This window comes from Thiobacillus sp. SCUT-2 (assembly GCF_035621355.1).
Classification (GTDB): Bacteria; Pseudomonadota; Gammaproteobacteria; order Burkholderiales; family Thiobacillaceae; genus Thiobacillus; species Thiobacillus sedimenti.
Genome location: NZ_CP141769.1, coordinates 97,567 through 113,773, shown reverse-complemented (window position 1 = coordinate 113,773; position 16,207 = coordinate 97,567). Strand labels below are relative to the sequence as shown.

13 protein-coding genes and 1 tRNA gene are annotated in these 16,207 nt (G+C 64.4%); 2 read left to right on the top strand and 12 right to left on the bottom strand.

Going from position 1 to position 16,207, the window contains the following annotated elements; translation table 11 throughout:
* Positions 1-6 precede the first annotated feature (6 nt).
* Positions 7-2,598, bottom strand: a complete 2,592-nt coding sequence (locus tag VA613_RS00525; protein ID WP_324779914.1) for a PAS domain S-box protein — start codon at positions 2,596-2,598, stop codon at positions 7-9.
* A 350-nt stretch (positions 2,599-2,948) separates the two neighbouring features.
* On the opposite strand from VA613_RS00525, the gene VA613_RS00520 reads away from it, so the two are divergent.
* Positions 2,949-3,638: a 3'-5' exonuclease gene (locus VA613_RS00520; protein ID WP_324779913.1), complete on the top strand. Its 690-nt coding sequence runs from the start codon at positions 2,949-2,951 to the stop codon at positions 3,636-3,638.
* 75 nt (positions 3,639-3,713) lie between these two features.
* On the opposite strand, the gene VA613_RS00515 is transcribed toward VA613_RS00520, so the two are convergent.
* From VA613_RS00515 to VA613_RS00505, 3 genes are all read right to left on the bottom strand, one after another.
* Positions 3,714-5,732 carry a solute symporter family protein gene (locus VA613_RS00515; RefSeq protein WP_324779912.1) on the bottom strand — a complete coding sequence of 673 codons (2,019 nt, stop codon included), beginning with the start codon at positions 5,730-5,732 and terminating at the stop codon, positions 3,714-3,716.
* Positions 5,732-6,058 carry a DUF485 domain-containing protein gene (locus VA613_RS00510; RefSeq protein WP_324779911.1) on the bottom strand — a complete coding sequence of 109 codons (327 nt, stop codon included), beginning with the start codon at positions 6,056-6,058 and terminating at the stop codon, positions 5,732-5,734. The genes VA613_RS00515 and VA613_RS00510 overlap by 1 nt, the downstream gene beginning before the upstream one ends.
* A gap of 147 nt (positions 6,059-6,205) precedes the next feature.
* A complete protein-coding gene (locus tag VA613_RS00505; protein ID WP_324779910.1) occupies positions 6,206-8,098 on the bottom strand; it encodes a DUF294 nucleotidyltransferase-like domain-containing protein in 1,893 nt (630 codons plus the stop codon).
* Positions 8,099-8,266: 168 nt separating this feature from the next.
* On the opposite strand from VA613_RS00505, the gene VA613_RS00500 reads away from it, so the two are divergent.
* Positions 8,267-8,342 (top strand) — tRNA-Phe (locus tag VA613_RS00500).
* Positions 8,343-8,376: 34 nt separating this feature from the next.
* Here the strand turns inward: VA613_RS00500 and VA613_RS00495 are convergent.
* The 8 genes from VA613_RS00495 to VA613_RS00460 form a co-directional block, all read right to left on the bottom strand.
* Entirely contained in the window at positions 8,377-9,378 is a 1,002-nt protein-coding gene (locus tag VA613_RS00495) for a tyrosine-type recombinase/integrase (protein ID WP_324781264.1), read from the bottom strand.
* On the bottom strand, positions 9,297-9,647 hold the full coding sequence (locus tag VA613_RS00490; RefSeq protein ID WP_324781266.1) for a hypothetical protein: 351 nt from the start codon (positions 9,645-9,647) through the stop codon (positions 9,297-9,299). Before VA613_RS00490 ends, VA613_RS00495 begins: the two co-directional genes overlap by 82 nt.
* Positions 9,647-10,966: a replication initiation factor gene (locus VA613_RS00485; RefSeq protein WP_324779909.1), complete on the bottom strand. Its 1,320-nt coding sequence runs from the start codon at positions 10,964-10,966 to the stop codon at positions 9,647-9,649. The genes VA613_RS00490 and VA613_RS00485 overlap by 1 nt, the downstream gene beginning before the upstream one ends.
* A 142-nt stretch (positions 10,967-11,108) precedes the next feature.
* Positions 11,109-11,813 carry a hypothetical protein gene (locus VA613_RS00480; protein ID WP_324779908.1) on the bottom strand — a complete coding sequence of 235 codons (705 nt, stop codon included), beginning with the start codon at positions 11,811-11,813 and terminating at the stop codon, positions 11,109-11,111.
* A gap of 13 nt (positions 11,814-11,826) precedes the next feature.
* Entirely contained in the window at positions 11,827-12,081 is a 255-nt protein-coding gene (locus VA613_RS00475; protein ID WP_324779907.1) for a hypothetical protein, read from the bottom strand.
* Between the two features lie 160 nt (positions 12,082-12,241).
* Complete coding sequence (locus VA613_RS00470; protein ID WP_324779906.1) at positions 12,242-12,574, bottom strand: hypothetical protein; 333 nt, start codon at positions 12,572-12,574, stop codon at positions 12,242-12,244.
* Positions 12,575-12,702: 128 nt separating this feature from the next.
* The gene (locus VA613_RS00465; RefSeq protein WP_324779905.1) at positions 12,703-13,506 is read right to left on the bottom strand and encodes a TIGR04255 family protein; all 804 of its coding nucleotides are present in this window, start codon (positions 13,504-13,506) and stop codon (positions 12,703-12,705) included.
* 353 nt (positions 13,507-13,859) lie between these two features.
* Complete coding sequence (locus tag VA613_RS00460) at positions 13,860-16,178, bottom strand: plasma-membrane proton-efflux P-type ATPase (protein WP_324779904.1); 2,319 nt, start codon at positions 16,176-16,178, stop codon at positions 13,860-13,862.
* Between the last annotated feature and the right edge of the window lie 29 nt (positions 16,179-16,207).

The window sequence follows — 16,207 nt, the reverse complement described above, 5'->3', positions numbered from 1 at the left end:
TCCGCGTCAGCCGCCGACGAGATGGTAGCGGTTGCCTCCCGCCTGCTTTGCGACGTACATCGCGCCGTCCGCCTTTTTCATCAGCTCGCGCGCATCGTCTTCTCCGCCGACCGGATAGATTGCGATCCCGATGCTGGTTCCGATCTCGATCCGGTGAGGGCCGATTTCAACCGGCACGGCGAGGGCCCCGACGATCTTCCGGGCCACGCGCACGGCGTCGTCCGGGTGGCCGATTTCGGTCAGCACGATGATGAACTCGTCGCCGCCGGGGCGCGCCACGATGTCGCCGCGCCGCACGGCGGCGCCCAGCCTTGTCGCCACGACCTGCAGCAGGCGATCGCCGAAGTCATGGCCGAGACGGTCGTTGACCTGCTTGAAGCGGTCGAGGTCGAGAAACATGACCGCGAGCGATCGGCGGTGGCGCTTGGCCTGGGTCAGGGCCCAGTCGAGCTTTTCGAGTAGAAAGCGGCGGTTGGGCAGATCCGTGAGCGTGTCGTAATAGGCGAGCTGCCTGAGCTGTTCCTGGGCCCCCACGCGTTCCGTGATGTCGCGCGACAGCACGATGAAACGCTTGTCCGGCGTGTCCCCGCCCTGCTTTTTCGCCACCGACAGCTCGAACCATTTCATGCCCTCGGGCAGCGGCAGCGGCATCACCATGCCGAACGAGCGCCCCTTTTCATCAGCTTCACGCAGCGAGGCGGCTGCCACGGCAGCGGAATCCGGGGGCAGGACTTCGTCCAGCGTGCGCCCGAGCAGGGCCGTCTTGGGCGCCGCGAGCAGCTCCGGCGTTTGCGCCCAGATGTTGAGGTAGGTGCCTCTCTCGTCGACCTCGAACAGCAGGTCGGGAATCGCATGGATGACGCTGTCGGCCAGTTCCAGTGCCTGCCGCAGCCGCTGCTCCGACGCCTTGCGGTCCGAGATGTCCTCGATCTGTGCGATGAAATGCCGGGGCGCGCCCGCCGCATCGCGTAGCACCGAACCGGTGAGCTGGATCCACACGATGCCGCCGTCCTTGCGGACATAGCGCTTTTCCATCTTGTAGAACGGAATCTCGCCATCCAGCAGGCGCGTCACGTTGTCGAGATCCGACGCCAGATCGTCCGGGTGCGTGATCTGCTGGAACGTCATCCGCTCGAGTTCGTCCTTGTCGTACCCGACGATCTCGCACAGCGAGCGGTTGACTTCGAGGAAGCGCCCTTCCATCGAGACGATGGCCAGACCGATCGGCGCATGCTCGAGGATGGCCCGCAGATTCGCCTCGCTGTCCCGCAGCTCGCGCTCCATCTGCTTGCGCCGCGTGATGTCGCGCGTCACGCCGCGGTAGCCGGTGAGCCTTCCCGCGCCGTCGATGAGCGGCAGCCCGCTGGTTTCGACGATGACGGCGTGCCCGTCGCGGTGCAGCCGGTTCGACTGGACCTGGTCGAGCGGCGCCTTCGCCGCGACGATCTCGCGGACGAGGGCGTCCTTCGCGTGAATCTCCTCCTCCGGCATAAGGTCGAACGGCGTCTTGCCGAGCAGCGCTTCCGGCGCGTAGCCGAGCATGGTGCGCACGCCCGGGCTTACGTACACGTAGCGCAGCGCAGCGTCCGTCTCCCAGATCCAGTCGGTGGTCGTCTCCACGAGATCCCGGAAGCGCTTCTCGCTTTCGTGCAGCGCCGTCTCGATGCGGCTGCGCTCGGTGACGTCGCGAACGATGCTGTAGTAGGTCTCCTGGCCGTCGAGCTCGAGCCGGATGGTGCTGATCTCGACCTGGATCACCGAGCCGTCCTTGCATACCTGCGCCGACCCGTAAGTCGCCTGTCCCTCGCGGCTCACGCGCGCGATCCGCTGCGCAACCGCCTCCGTATGCTCCGGCGCGACGAACTCGGCCGCATGCCGCCCCAGCATTTCGTCCTTCGCGTAGCCGAGACGCTTGTGGGCGATCCGGTTGAGGTCGAGGATCCGCCCGTCGCGGGAAAGCAGAAACTTGGAATCCGTTCCCGCCTCGAACAGGCGCCTGAAGCGTTCCTCGCTCCGCTTCAGGGCATCGGTCTGCTTGCGCCGCGCCAGCACGATGCCGATCAGGGAGGCGGCGATTTCCATCAGCCGCTGCTGGAACGCGGATGGCATCCGCTTTTCGAAACCGGACAGGGCGAAGGTTCCGATCACCTTGCTGTCGCGCGCGTGGATCGGGATCGACCAGCAGGACTGCAGCCCGGACGCCTCCGCCAGATGCCGCAGCCCGCGCCATCTCGGGTCGGTGAGCGTGTCCGCAACGAAGACCGGCTCCCGCCGATAGACCGCATTGCCGCAGGAGCCGGCCTCCGGGCCGGGGCGCAGTCCTTCGAGGTAGTCGGTCAGACCGGGGCTCGCATTCGGGGCGGCGTGCACATTGAGCACGCCGGTGTCGTCGAGCAGCATGACCGTGGCGACCGAACCGGGCACGAGGCGCTCGCCGAAACGGCAGATGCGATCGATCATGTCCGGATCGTCATGTCCCAGCGCGATGTCCTCGAGGAGGGAACCCTGGAACCCGATCAGGGCCTCCATCTCGTCCGGGCCGGCCGTGCCCGGGCCGTTCGGGCCAGGGTGGCCCGTTGCCGATGCATCGCTCGTCATGCTCGTTCTTTATTGGAAGGAAAAGTTTTCCGCTATTTTTAGAATAGCGCGGATGGCGCCATCCTTGCACACCGGCCCACGCGTCACGGCCGCGGCGAGCAGGTTTCACGCCCCTCCTGCAAGCTGCAGTGGCCGCCTTGCGGAATGCGCCGGCCCCTGACGATAATGACCGGCAAATAGAACATGCCGAAGGGGAGCCGATGCCGGATGCCGCCAATTCGCTGATTCAGGCAGCCATCGACCATCTGCGCCGGTTCGCGCCATGTGTCGGCGCGACCGCATAAGCAGGGTTGGCGCCTGGCCAGGCTGAGCACACCCGCCAAGATATCCACACGTCAGGGCTGCCGCTCGTGATCTGGCGTTTCCGTCCCCGCCCCGCCCTGGACACGACACTCGCGGCGCGCCTGCAGGAAGTCACGGCACGCCCGGTTCGCGAGCAGGGCCTGAACGAGGACTGGATCGTGGTCGACGTCGAAACCGGCGGCCTCAATCCGCGCGTCGACCCGCTGCTCGCCATCGGCGCGGTCAGGGTGACCGGCGGCGCCATCGCCGTGACGCCCGCGTGCGAGCTGCGGTTGCGGCAGCACGAGGCGACCACCGGCGACAACATCCTCGTGCACGGCATCACCACCGGCGAACAGCTCGCCGGCGCCGAGCCCGCCGCAGCGCTGCTCGACTGGCTGGCATTCGCCGGCGGCCGCCCACGGCTCGCGTACCACGCGGCGTTCGACCGCGTTGCGCTGGAGCGTGCGAGCATGGCCTGGCTGGGACTGAAGGATTCCGCCGTATGGCTCGACCTCGCGCTGCTCGCGCCGCTGCTGCTGCCCACCGGCCCGGGATTCAACCGGCCGCTGGACGACTGGCTCGCGCACTTCGGCATCCCGGTCTACCAGCGCCACGGTGCGCTCGCCGACGCCTACGCCACCGCGCAGCTATGGCTGGCGCTGCTGCCGCTGGCGCACGCCCGGGGCCTGACCCAGCTCCGGCAGCTGCTGCGTTTTTGCCGTCAGGCCCGCTGGCTCAAATCCGCCCCCGTCTAGCGCAGGCACCGCCTCCAAATAAAAAGCCCCCGGGCCGGAACCCGGGGGCTTGACGGTACGCCGTCGAAGGCGACGTCAGTGGGCGGTTGCGCCCTCGGCGTGGATGCCGGTGTTCTGGCGCACGTAGAGCTCGTCCCACATGTCTTCCGCGCGCTTGTCGCGGAACAGCAGGGAGCCGAGGATCACCATCAGGAAGCCCAGCGGAATCGAGATGATGCCGGGGTTCTTCAGGCGGAAGAAGGGCTTCTCGATGCCGACCAGGTTGGTGGTCTGGCCTTCGAACTTCTTCAGGTCGTCCTGCGCCTTCTTGATGTCCTTCTCGAGCTTGCCGGCTTCCTTCTTGGCCTTGTCCAGCTCCGCCGGGTCGCTCAACGCCGCGATCTTTTCGTTCAGCTTGGCGAGGTTCTCGATCGCGCCGGGCTTCGCCTCGGCGGCCGGCTTGGCGGCCTCGGCGTTCTGGCACACCGCGAAGAGTTCGCAGACGAAGCCTTCGCTGGCCTTGGCCGGCACCGCATCCTTGGCCGGGGTACCTTCGAGCACGGCCTTGGCTTCCTTGATCACCGCCTGCGGATACGTCAGGTTGGGCGAGACCATCACCAGGGCGATCGCGGAGAACGAGCCGACCAGCATACCGAGCACCACGCCGCCGGTGTTGCAGCGCCTCCAGTACAGCGTCAGCAGGACGGCGGGCAGGTTGCCCGACGCCGCCACCGCGAAGGCCATGCCGACCAGGTGGGCGACGTTCTGGCCCTTGGCCGCGATGCCGATGACGATGGCCACGACGCCGACGATGACGGAGGCGACGCGCGCCGCCTTCACCTGCTCATCGGGCGTGGCATGGTCGCCGCGGATCACGCCGACGTAGATGTCGTGCGCCATCGCCGAGGCGGAAGCCAGCACCAGGCCCGCGACCACCGCGACGATGGTGGCGAAGGCCACCGCGGCGACGAAGGCGAGGAAGAAGTTGCCCATCATCGAATCGGCGCCCCCACCCAGGTACTGGGCGAGGATCGGCGCGGCCATGTTGCCGCCCTTGTCGAGCGCGACGATGTTGGCGGGACCGACGTTGAGCGCCGCGCCCAGGCCCAGGAACAGGGTCAGGACGTAGAAGCCGCCGATGATGACCATCGCCCACACCACCGACTTGCGCGCTTCCTGTGCGTTCGGCACGGTGAAGAAGCGCATCAGGATGTGCGGCAGGCCCGCCGTGCCCAGCACCAGCGCCATGCCCAGCGAGATCTGGTCGATCGGGTTCTTCAGGAACAGGCCGGGCTCGAGGAAGCGCTGGCCCAGTTCCTCCGGCGTCATGTTTGCCGCGGCGGTGCCGAGCAGCTTGGCGACCTGCTTCTGGATGCCCTCGTCGTGGACCGCGTGGTCCAGGAAGCCGGGCAGCGAGAAGCCGTAGGGCGCCCACACCAGCGCGACCATCACCAGCGAAGCGACCACCAGCAGGATCGCCTTGACGATTTGCACCCAGGTCGTCGCGACCATGCCGCCGAACACCACGTAGGCCAGCATCAGCACGCCGACGCCGATCACCGACACTTCATAGTCGATGCCGATCAGCGTCTTGATCAGCACGCCGCCACCGACCATCTGCGCGGTCAGGTAGAAGATCGACACGGTGATGGTCGAGACCGCGGCGATGGTCTTCGCGGCCTTGGGGTTGTTGCGGAACGCCAGGATGTCGCCGAGCGTGTACTTGCCGATGTTGCGGCAGGGCTCGGCGATGACCAGCAGCACGGTGATGTAGGCGACCAGGAAGCCGACCGAGTACATGAAGCCGTCGTAGCCGTACAGCGCGATGAGGCCGGCGATGCCGAGGAAGGACGCGGCCGACAGGTAGTCGCCCGCGATCGCCCAGCCGTTCTGGAAGCCGGAAACGGAACGTCCGGCGGCATAGAACTCACTGGTGGTGTGCACGCGCTTGGCGGCCCACCAGGTGATGTACATGGTCAGCGCGATGATGCCGCCGAAGACCGCGAAGGTCAGCCACTTCCATTCGTCGGCGACCGCGCCTTCGCCTGCATGGGCGAGCCCGGAGGCGAAGAGCGCCGCGGCGCCGGCAAGATAGGGTTTGAAGCGTCCCGTCATTATTTGCTCCCCTTGATGTTGTGGGCGTCACGGGCGATTTCGGCCGCCATGGCGTCGAACTCCCGGTTGGCGCGCTTGGCGTACACCGCTGCGATCACCCAGGCCACGACGAACTCGGAGAGCGCGAACAGCAGGCCCACGTTGAGCGGGCCCCATACCTTGACCTTGAACAGGTCCTGGAAATAGGCGGCCCCGAAAGGAAGCAGAAAATAGAAGACGATGGAAAACACCATCAAACCCCACAGGAAGGATGATTTCTTCTTGTGGAGCGCCTGGAACCGCGGATCCCGGTCGATCGCGGCCCAATCCGGTTGCGGACTTGCCATGGAAGCCTCCTTGAAACATGGTCGAGAGTTGTTATTACGCTCCGCACCCAGTGTCCCCTCGGGCACGGAACCAGCGAACCTTAGCCCAAAAGCCAAGTGAACAGAAGGCGACTGGTAAAAATGACCTAGTGCACACCTGCCACGTCCTCAGAATTCGAAATAACGCCCCATCACGGCCTGCAGCTTGCGGGCCTGGCGGAAGGCTTCCTTGAGGATGCGACGGTCGAGCGCGTTGAGCCGCTCGGGATCGATGCGGTTGTCGACCGACTCGCTTCGGGTCTGCGCCTCGTGCTGGTGGCGCAGGCGCAGCAGCTGGATGAAATGGAAGCCGGCGATCCAAGCCTCGACCTCGTCCGTCGCCAGGTTCCACGCGCGGGCAGCCCCGCGCAGCCGCGCCACGGTGCCGGAGGCGCCCACGCCGGCGTACAGCGCGAAAATGCGCGCCGCGTCGACGAAGGGCGTGATGCCGTTGACCTTGAGATCCAGCGTGTGCGGCTGCGCGCCGCCGGAGGCGACCACGAAGTCCCGCACGAGCCCGAGCGGGGGCCGGTTGGCGAGCGCGTTCTGGGCCATGTGGCGGAGGAACGGACGGTTGTCGCGCGCGGCCGTGTTGAGCCAGGATCGCAGCTCCTCACTCAGCGCCGATGCGCCGTACAGCGGCCGGAAGTCGAAGAACACGCTGGCATGCAGCAGCGCCGGCGCATCGCCGCGGTGGATCCAGTCGGCGAAGGTGGCGCGCCAGCCGTCGACGCTCTGGCACCACTTCGGATTGCTCGCCATGATGCCGCCCTTGCAGAGCGGAAAGCCGCACGCGGCGAGGCGGTGGTTGACCCGTTCGGCGAACGCGAGCAGCGCGGCGCGCTGGTCGGCCGTGGCAGCGCGGAAGATCAGCGCGTTGTCCTGGTCGGTCGCCAGCGTCTGCTCCATGCGCCCCTCCGAGCCGAGCGCGAGCCAGCACCATTCGACGTCGGGCAGCCCGGCGGCGCGCGCCTCCAGCTCGATCACGCGCTGGCTCAGCTTGTCGTTGAGGCTGGACAGGATCGCGGTCAGGCTTTCGGCATTCATGCCCTGGGCCAGCAGGTTGCGGGCAAGCGCGCCGATGTCCTGGGCCAAGGGCGGCAGCAGCGCCGCATTCTCGGTGCGCGCGATCGCACCGGTGATGCCTTCCATCGACAGCCGCCGCAGCGTGAAGACGTCCTTCTCGGAAATGACCCCGACGAGCCGTCCGGCCTCGACCAGCGGCAGGTGGTGCACGCCCTGCCGCGCCATCACCAGCAGGGCGTCGGCGACCGGGGCGGCGGCCTCCAGCGTGGCAGGGGCAGGCGTCATTACGCTCGCGACCGTTTCGCCGAGCGGCATCTTCGCCAGCGTCACGCGCCGCAGCACATCCTTCAGCGTCAGGATGCCGACCGGGCGGTCATCGGCGTCGACCACCGCGACCGAGCCGACATGGGCCGCGTCCATTGCCGCCAGCGCCTCGTCCAGCGGGGTGTCGCGAAGCGCGGTCACCGGCGCGCGCTGGACGAGGCTGCGCACCGGGCGCGAGAAGCGGGTCTCGTCGTCGAGCGCCAGCGCGTACTCGGCCTGGACGGCGCGCTGGGACTCTTGCAGCAGATTGGCGATGCGGCGCGTGCAAAAGTCGCTGAACGCGCGGCTGCGTCCGAGCAGGGCCTGAAAGTCCGCAGCGGCCAGGCGGTAGCAGAAGGTATCGCTGGCCGCGACGTAGCGGTTCACCGCCGCGCGGCCGGTCAGCAGCGCACCGAGCGGAAACATCTCGCCGCTCGTGAGCTGCAGCAGGCGCGTCGCGTCCGCGCCGGGTGCAACGCCCTCCACCACACCCTGCTTGATGATGAACAGCGCGTCGGGCGGCGGACCGCCGGCGTCGAGCAGCGTCGCCCCCTGCGCGTGATAGACGACCGCAAGGCGCTCCACCAGCCAGACCAGATCAGCCTCGGCCATGCCGGAAAACGGCAGGTGTTGGCGCAACGCTTCGACGGTCGCACGCGCGAGGCTGGTGACAGAGGAAAGCGGTTGGACCATGCCGCCATCTTAGAGGATCCGGGCCCGGCCTGTCGGCCCGTGTTTCGGCCGCGCCAGCGGCCTTCCGGCGCCTCCACCCGGGCCCGCCAGTTGACTTGGCGCACGGCTCAGGGTTTAATTGCGCGCTTTCCGCCTGCAACGGGCGGGAAAAGTCGAAGCAATTCCACCGGCCAGGTAGCTCAGTTGGTAGAGCAGCGGATTGAAAATCCGCGTGTCGGCAGTTCGATTCTGCCCCTGGCCACCAGATTTCTAGCGGCTCCCAGCGATGGGGGCCGTTTTCATTTGGCGGCACCGTGACTGAATCGTGACAATTCGATCACGCCGTCCTTTGCGGCTGATTCAATCCGCGACGCAGCGGCCGCCAGGTGCTCCGTCGCAAACTTCGCGTATCGGTCCACCATGCTGCGAGTTTTCCAGCCGCCCAAGTCTTTCAACTCGTCGCAGCTAGTCCCCGACTGCCTGTGCCAGGAGGCCCAGGTATGACGCAGGTCGTGAAAACGGAAATCCTCCAGCCCCGCCTTACTCAACGCAGTGAACCAAGCGTGGTTTGATACGTTCCGCTTAATCGGCTCACCCCGATAGGTAAAACAGAACTGGGAATGCTTGCCAATCTGCTCCCGCAGCACGGTTGCGGCATCACGGTTCAACGGCACGCCTCGCGGCGTTCCATTCTTGGTCTGGTTAATCCAGGCAGTTTTGCGGGGCAAATCCACCCGGATCCATTCCAAGCCCAATATCTCCCGCGCGCGGCACCCCGTAGCCAAGGCAAAGCGCACAACAGCCGCCAGATGATCCGGGCAGAAACGAATCAGTCGATCCGCCTCTTCCCGCGTCAGCCAGCGGTCACGCTCGACCTCGCCGCCCAACATGCGGACTTTCGGGATGCTATCGATCCACTGCCATTCATCCCGCGCCATCCTCAAGAGGCTGCGCAAGGTAGCTAGGTACCGATTCACGGTTGCCGGGAGGTTGCCCTTCTTGAGTTCGCCCTGAACAATGGACCAAATCACGTCGCCGTTAATCTGGTCCAAGGTCAGATCGCCCAAATAGGGGTGAAGCCCCCGGCAGATCTGCCTTACATCCCGAATGCTCCGCAAGGAGGCTTTGACTTCGAGATACCGCACGACAGCTTCCTGCCAAGTCCGGGGCCGCTTGATGCCGAAATGGTGTTCGCGGAAGGCTTCCAGCTTAAGTTTCGCTAGCAGCGCTTCGGCTTCCTCTCGGCTTTCAGTCCCAGAGCTTTGACGTACTCGCTTGCCGTTCGGGAGGGTTGCGTTAATCCACCAGTAGCTAGAATCCGCTCGCCGGTAGACTCCAGTTTCACGGGCCATAAGGTTTTCTCCTTTCCGGCCCGCCCTTGCTCGCGGGATTTATACTCATCCAGCCAGGTATCCAGGTCAAGCTTGTCGTACAGACAGCGGCGACCCAGCTTGATGAAGGGGACACCCAGCTCAGAGAGCAGGGTCACCCCTATGCCGAGATAGTCCGCAGCTTGTTCCTTGTTCAAGCAACGCGCAGCGGGCAAGGGCAGGGCGGCTTCCTCTCTCATTACCCGCCCCGTGACGCCCTGAGGTACTGGCGTGCCTCTTCGTCGTAGTCCGGCGCTTCATCCTCACGATTGAGGATGGAATTAAAGCGCCGCGCCTTTATCCGGACCTTTTCCTCGACGTACTGCCTAGGGTGTACGCCCTCCCACATGCTGAGGTTGTGGAGGTGATTGTCCAGCCGGAGGCGCAGGCCGTCCCAAGCCGTGTCCAGGCAGGTATCGCCATTCAGGGCCATCAGGGTGGTGATGGACGAGAGCAGGCGCGATACCACCTGCTTTTCGTTGGGTGCGCTGACCGAGGAAAACCGATCCAGCAGGGGGCCACCATCGCCGCCCCAATCGACGGAGGCGAGACAGGCCCACAAAGGATGTATCGGCCAGCGGGAGCGGGTGGCGTCGTCCTCGTTGGGAAGCGTCAGCCGCAGCCATTCGTCGGTAGCATAGGCCCAGAGACCACCCAGGTGGCGCAGCGTTTCACGCAGACCGGATACGCCCTTTTGCGTTAGCACCTCGCGATGGAACTCGAACTCAAGACGCCAAACGGGCGAGATGCCATCCCAGCCCGCCCGGAGCCAGAGTTCTTTCAGATACTCCTTGCCGCTGCTCTCGATTTCGAGGGTCTTGTTATACAGGCGCGCAGACATGACCCCGCCGAGGCCGATGGACCAGCCGGAGAATTCCCCCTTCACGGCATGGGTGCCGACCTTGTGAGCGCGGGTCACCCACGCATGGCGGTTCCAGCTTTCCATGTCCACGCAGCTTACGAAATCGACGTACAAATCGACGCGGCTCACCTTGGCCGGTTCGATGTCACCCAATTGCAGGAGAACATCGCTCAACATGGCTTCCGCTCGCTGGGGCGAGAAGGCCGCGAGCAGCTGGCTCGACACCTGGACATAGGCCATCGGCAATGCTCCGCCCTTGGGACGTGAGAGCGAGATGCGAAAGGCGTTATCCCGCAGGACGAAGGGGAACATGCCCGCGCCCTTGTCTTTGACCTCGAAGACGTGATCGCCGACGCAGTATTGCGCCTTGGCTTGTTCGGCTTCGGCTTCGGATTGGGCGGTTTTTTTAAGGGCTTCCAGCTTCCGGGTGACCGAATCGGCCAGCATGCCGGGGTAAGAGAGATAGAGACTGTCTACGCCCCAGCGCAATGGAATAAACCCTATCTCCTCACAATTGCAGTTATTGGATGCTGTGTTACTAGGCGTCGCATCCTTATCCAACTCCGCGCGTTGGTCGGCCGCGCAAGCGCGGTCCGACCCACACGCGTCGTCGGACTGTTTCTGGTTCGAGGGATGCAGCTGACTGCAGGTTTCCATTTGAAGCTCCTTTGCGGTTGAGGGAGCTCGCAGAATGGTCGCCGCTGACGGACAAAAAAATTAGGTGTAGACGGATAAAAATGGAGCTAAAGCGAGGCGAGGATTTTTCTACCGCGCCCGCACTTGCTTACCGGAATCCGTGTCAGTCGTCTTCGACGGGGGTTTTCTTGGGAGGGCGCCCCCTTCTTTGGCTGACCTCTGGCGGAGCTACCGCTCTCACCCAGCTTCTAACAGTGTCTTCTTCGTAGTGGGCGCCACCACCATATTTCAAGATGAGTTCATCCTTACACATGGAGGCGATAGTGCGCGTGGGCTCGTCTTTCCAGATCGCGGAAGCGATCTGCTGTGCGGCGATGCAGGCGCGCTGGCCAGGGCGGAGTCCCTTAGGAGTCACTTTGTCATCTAACTCAGAGGAACCGGAAACGGATTGGCCCCCTTCTTCCTCCACACCATCATCGGATGGCCATTTGTAGCTAACGCGCCAGCCCGGTGGGAACCAGAATTCGGGTGGAGGGGCGCCGCGTCTTTCACACCAATCCAGGAAGTCGAACCTTCCGATGAACGCATGTTTAAGCAACCGTCGATCGAACCTCTTTCCGCTGATACAGGCGTAAACCTCATCTAACCAGTAACGGATATGAAGAGAAGCCTCTTCTCGGTTGTCCCCGTCATATTTTTCGAGCGATAAGGAATCACTGGCTAGGTGCGCCTCAAGGACCGCGCTCAAGAGCACGCGAAAATTGTCACGCACGGCAAGGGGAAGACGGACCCAGAGGCCTTCAGGATCATGTCCTGCCCATCTAAAACCGATCTCCCAGACGCTCAGCTGGTCGTTAAGCAAAGCCATGACGCCAAGCCCCCTAAATCGAGGCACCCTCTATGGAGACAAACCAGGTGCACAGTTGCTTCAGGCGTCGTTGGCGCGATTTGCTGAAACTACCCCAGACTTCGCCGTGATGCGGGTTGTCATCCAAAGGATCAAATCCGACTTGATAACCTTCTGCGCGAAGCACGCCGGCCTCAAACCGTACAGAGCCCAACCAAGGCGGAGTAGTGACATAGTCCACGGCGGACAATCCGGCTTCCTCTATCTGGGCCTGCAGATCGACGGACATACCTCCGTTAACGCCAGAGGAAGGATTAAAAGCAGCTGAAGAAATCCTCATGGCTCCCAACTTCTCGTCGAAGATCAGTTGTTGGGGAGAAATACGCCGGATTACGCCGTCCTGTGGATTTATTCCGTCGTGGTCATGTGGCTCGACCTCGCCATTCTGATCACGCGGCGGTGGCTGCAAAGGCAATCGGAGGCTCCGTGATTTCCCTCACCCATTGGGCGGCCATAAGAAAATCATTCCGCAGGTTGAGTTCGTCTTCGACATCACCGTCGCAAAGCAGACGCCACGCATGAACATCGTTCGGCGCTTTCACATGCAACTCAACGTCCCCCTTAAGCGTATGCCACTCGATCTGTAGGTCCCCCTCAAAGCCGGGAACAATCTGAGGTGGGGGGGTATCCGCCTCGCACAAAGCCCCAAGCATTTGGAGCGCAAAGACAGCATTTTCCAGACTTACCGGCAGAGCGCGATATCCATCCCAGCCGGGTTCCAAGCGAACCAGCTCCTGCAGACGCGCTATCGCGGCATCCCGCCACGCGAAAAAGTTAGCGTCAACCAGCAGCCGTCTGGGGGGGCTCCCCCTCTCCGGCAGGTAAGAAACCTTACTAGCTCCTGTGCCAATCATTTAACACGCCCCCATTTTTTATGTGCGACATCGGTGGTGACGTCGGCAAACCTTGAAACAATGACTTTCCGACCGCTGGTAATAAAGTCCAGCGCCGAATCGATTTCTGGGCCCTTTGGTGCACCGCGCACCGTTAAGGTCAGCACGATGGTTCGCCGGCTTCCAGATTTCATCCCCGTTACAGCCTCACAGCTAAATCGGGCACAAGGCCGCCCCTCGCTGTCCCGAATAACCTCCCGAAAATTCAGCGAGAAGTCATCTGGCTCGGTCGCAAACGAAACATAGCGGAGCCAATCATCGGAACGAGAGGAATCCACATCAATGTGATTGATGTAAGAAATCTCACATTGATTTATCGCAAGCGCGGGCGCAGAAAACCCGCCCATATACGCTTGAAGTCTCTCAAGTTCGCTCCGGAAGCGATCCAGCATTGCTTCAAACCGCGGGTAAGGGTTCGTTTCGTCACCCACCTTCCTCCAATTGTGAAGGAGACGATCTTGTTGAAACTGGATCAGCTCGTCCCCCAAGGGCGTTAGGAACCAGAATCGGTCGTGGGTGGCACCCGTCACAAGATTGATTTTTGCGGAAGGCGACGACAGCCCGAATGCTTCGAACTCGGGCGGTAGGGGTGGCTGCTCTTGGACCTGAGGATACTCGGACTTAAAGAGGTTCCGAACTTCCCCCGCGTATATTTGCTGATACCCCTTGACCGGCGAAAACTGTACGCCGAGAACAACCTCGTTTAAGGGCGGATCTCTAAAGTCCGGCAGGCCATCAGGCCGTGAGGTTGTGTAGGCCACGAAAAGTCTCTTATCTACCTGTCTCTTATCTATATATTTGGCGGCTTCGCGACCGCCGTACTGAAATAATTATAACAGCAGAGATAACTCCAAGACCGTGACAGCACGGACCTGGTCCCGGCGGGTGTTTACGAGCATGGGCGGGCACCAGTTCAATAAAAACAAAGAGTTAATACAATTGAAAATCCGCGTGTCGGCAGTTCGATTCTGCCCCTGGCCACCACTTCCCGATCAAGCACTTACGTCTTCAGCCCGCGCCTCGCCCGGGCGGTTTCTGACGCTTTTATGCCATCCCGCCTCCGTATCGATTGCGGCACCCAGCGGATTGCCCCGGACTGAATGGCAGAGGCTCGCTATTTCACGCCGAGCCGCCTGAACACCCGGATCTTCAGGAAATCCACCAGAACCAGATACGCCGACACGAGAAGCAGCAGGCCCGCCACGAGTGCAAAGGGCACGGCCGCCATCAAGATGCCCCGGGTCGCGAACCCGCCTACCAGCGCGATATCCAGCAGCGAAACGAGAACCAGCCAGCGGCTGGGCGCCGATTGCCAGAAATGACGCCGCTCGCGCACCAGATAGACGGTGCCCTGTCCCGAGAACACCAGCATCAGGAACATCAGCGTCTGCAGCTGCGGCAACGTCAGCCCGAGCCACGCGCGGGCGGCGAAGAACACGCTGAACGACAGTGCGAGGAGGCAGGCCGCGATGGCGCCGCCTGCCACCATCAGCGTACGCACGTGCCAGCGGTCGGGCTTCTGCGAGAACGACGCGTGGTCGGTGGCGATCGCCATGGTCGCAAAGTCGTTGGTGAACAGCAGCAGGACGATCAGCAGCGGCGTGACGACGAAGACGCCCGTGAGCATCAGCCCCAGGCTCAGGAACACCGCGATCTCGAGCGTCTTGATGATCTTGTTCAGCGTGTAGGTCAGCATGCGCTGGTGGATGCGGCGGCTCGTCTCGACCGCGGCCACAACGTCGCCGAGCCCGGGCCGGGTCAGGACGAGGCTCGCTGACGCCTTGGCGACATCGGTCGCGCTGGCGACCGCCGTCCCCATCTCGGCCTGCTTCAGCGCCGGCGCGTCGTTGACGCCGTCGCCGGTCATGCCGGCGACATGGCCGGCCCGCTGGAGCGCCTGCACCAGGCGGAACTTGTCCTCGGGGAGGACGCGCGCAAAGACATCGCAGTCGGGAACACCGCGGTCGGCTTCGCTGCGCAGGACTTCCGCGCCGCAGGCGCGCGTGCCGAGACCGACCTCGGCGGCCACCGCACGCGCGGTCGCCAGCCCGTCACCGGTCACCATCAGGACGCGCACGCCGAGCGCCTGCAGATTCTCGACCAGCTGCCGCGCGTCCGGTCGTGGCGGGTCCTGCATCGCCACCAGCCCGACGAACTCGAGACGGTCGCCCACGCCATCGGCGATGCCGAGCACCCGGTAGCCGCTGTCTGCCAGGCGCTCGACCTCCGCATGCACGTCCGGCGCGCCGACGCAGAGCGCCGCAACCGTGCGCGCCGCCCCCTTGATCGCCCGGCGCTCGCCGCCCTCTGCCGGATAGACGGCCTCGGCGCGCTTGGTCTGCGGGTCGAAGGGCACGAAGCGCGTCTTCGTCGGCAGCGTCGCGAGCAGGGCGCGGCCGCGGGCCGCGTCGAGGATGGCGAGATCGATGGGATCCTGCGTCGCCTCGTCGCAGGCCAGCGCGGCGAGGCGCAACACCTCCTCTTCCCCATACGGCGCATGGGGGCTCAGCGCCGCGACGCCGAGGCGGTTGGCGGTGAGGGTGCCGGTCTTGTCGGTCGCCAGGACGTCCATGGCAGCGGCTTCCTCGATCGCGGAGAGCCGCGTCACCAGCACGCCCCGCTCGGCCAGCGCGCGGGCACCGAGCGCGGTCGCGACGGTGAAGGTCGCCGGCAGGGCGACCGGGACCGAGGCGACCAGCAGGATGAGCGCAAACGGCGCGACGTCGGCGAGCGGCAGACCGGTCGCCAGCGCGTAGGCGATCAGCGCCGCGACGAGCAGGACATCCAGCGCCACCAGGTATCGCACGATCGTGAAAATCGTGCTTCCGAGGTGGCTGACGGTCCTGGCGGTGCGGACCAGGTCGGCGGTATGGCCGAAGTAGGTGCGCGTGCCGGTGGCGGTCACCTCGCCGGTCGCCTCGCCGCGCTTGATCACGCTGCCGGCATAGACCGACGCGCCGCTTCCGGCCTCGACCGGAAGCGATTCGCCCGTCAGCGCCGCCTGGTCCAGCTGCACCTTTCCGTCGATCAGGCGCAGGTCCGCCGGCGCGAGATCCCCCATGCGCAGGTGGATCACGTCGCCCGGCACCAGCGCCTCGGCCGGAACCCGCTGCCAGCGTTCGTCGCGCCGCACCCGCGCCTGGATCGCCAGCCGTTGCTTGAGCAGGGCCAGCGCCTGATTGGCCCGGCTTTCCTGCGCGTAGCTCAGCACGGCGTTGACGACGAGAAGCAGCGCGATGACGGCCGCCTCGTCGGGCTTGCCGAGCATCAGCTGGAGCACGATCGCGATCTCCAGCATCCACGGAACCGGCGCCCACAGCTTTCCGAGGAACGCGCGCAGCGGGTGGCGGCGCGCCTCGGGGACGGCGTTGGGACCATGTTCGGCGAGGCGCCGCTGGGCCTCGGCAGTGCTCAGACCGGACGGGGCGGCCATGTCAGACGGGGACAGTTCCTTCTCCACTC

Bases quoted from the DNA above. Each gene is read 5' to 3' on its own strand.
- VA613_RS00475 (WP_324779907.1), bottom strand. From the start codon at position 12,081: ATGTCCGTCGATCTGCAGGCCCAGATAGAGGAAGCCGGATTGTCCGCC.
- VA613_RS00515 (WP_324779912.1), bottom strand. From the start codon at position 5,732: ATGACGGGACGCTTCAAACCCTATCTTGCCGGCGCCGCGGCGCTCTTC.
- VA613_RS00525 (WP_324779914.1), bottom strand. From the start codon at position 2,598: ATGACGAGCGATGCATCGGCAACGGGCCACCCTGGCCCGAACGGCCCG.
- VA613_RS00480 (WP_324779908.1), bottom strand. From the start codon at position 11,813: ATGGCTTTGCTTAACGACCAGCTGAGCGTCTGGGAGATCGGTTTTAGA.
- VA613_RS00505 (WP_324779910.1), bottom strand. From the start codon at position 8,098: ATGGTCCAACCGCTTTCCTCTGTCACCAGCCTCGCGCGTGCGACCGTC.
- VA613_RS00460 (WP_324779904.1), bottom strand. From the start codon at position 16,178: ATGGCCGCCCCGTCCGGTCTGAGCACTGCCGAGGCCCAGCGGCGCCTC.
- VA613_RS00490 (WP_324781266.1), bottom strand. From the start codon at position 9,647: ATGAGAGAGGAAGCCGCCCTGCCCTTGCCCGCTGCGCGTTGCTTGAAC.
- VA613_RS00510 (WP_324779911.1), bottom strand. From the start codon at position 6,058: ATGGCAAGTCCGCAACCGGATTGGGCCGCGATCGACCGGGATCCGCGG.
- VA613_RS00485 (WP_324779909.1), bottom strand. From the start codon at position 10,966: ATGGAAACCTGCAGTCAGCTGCATCCCTCGAACCAGAAACAGTCCGAC.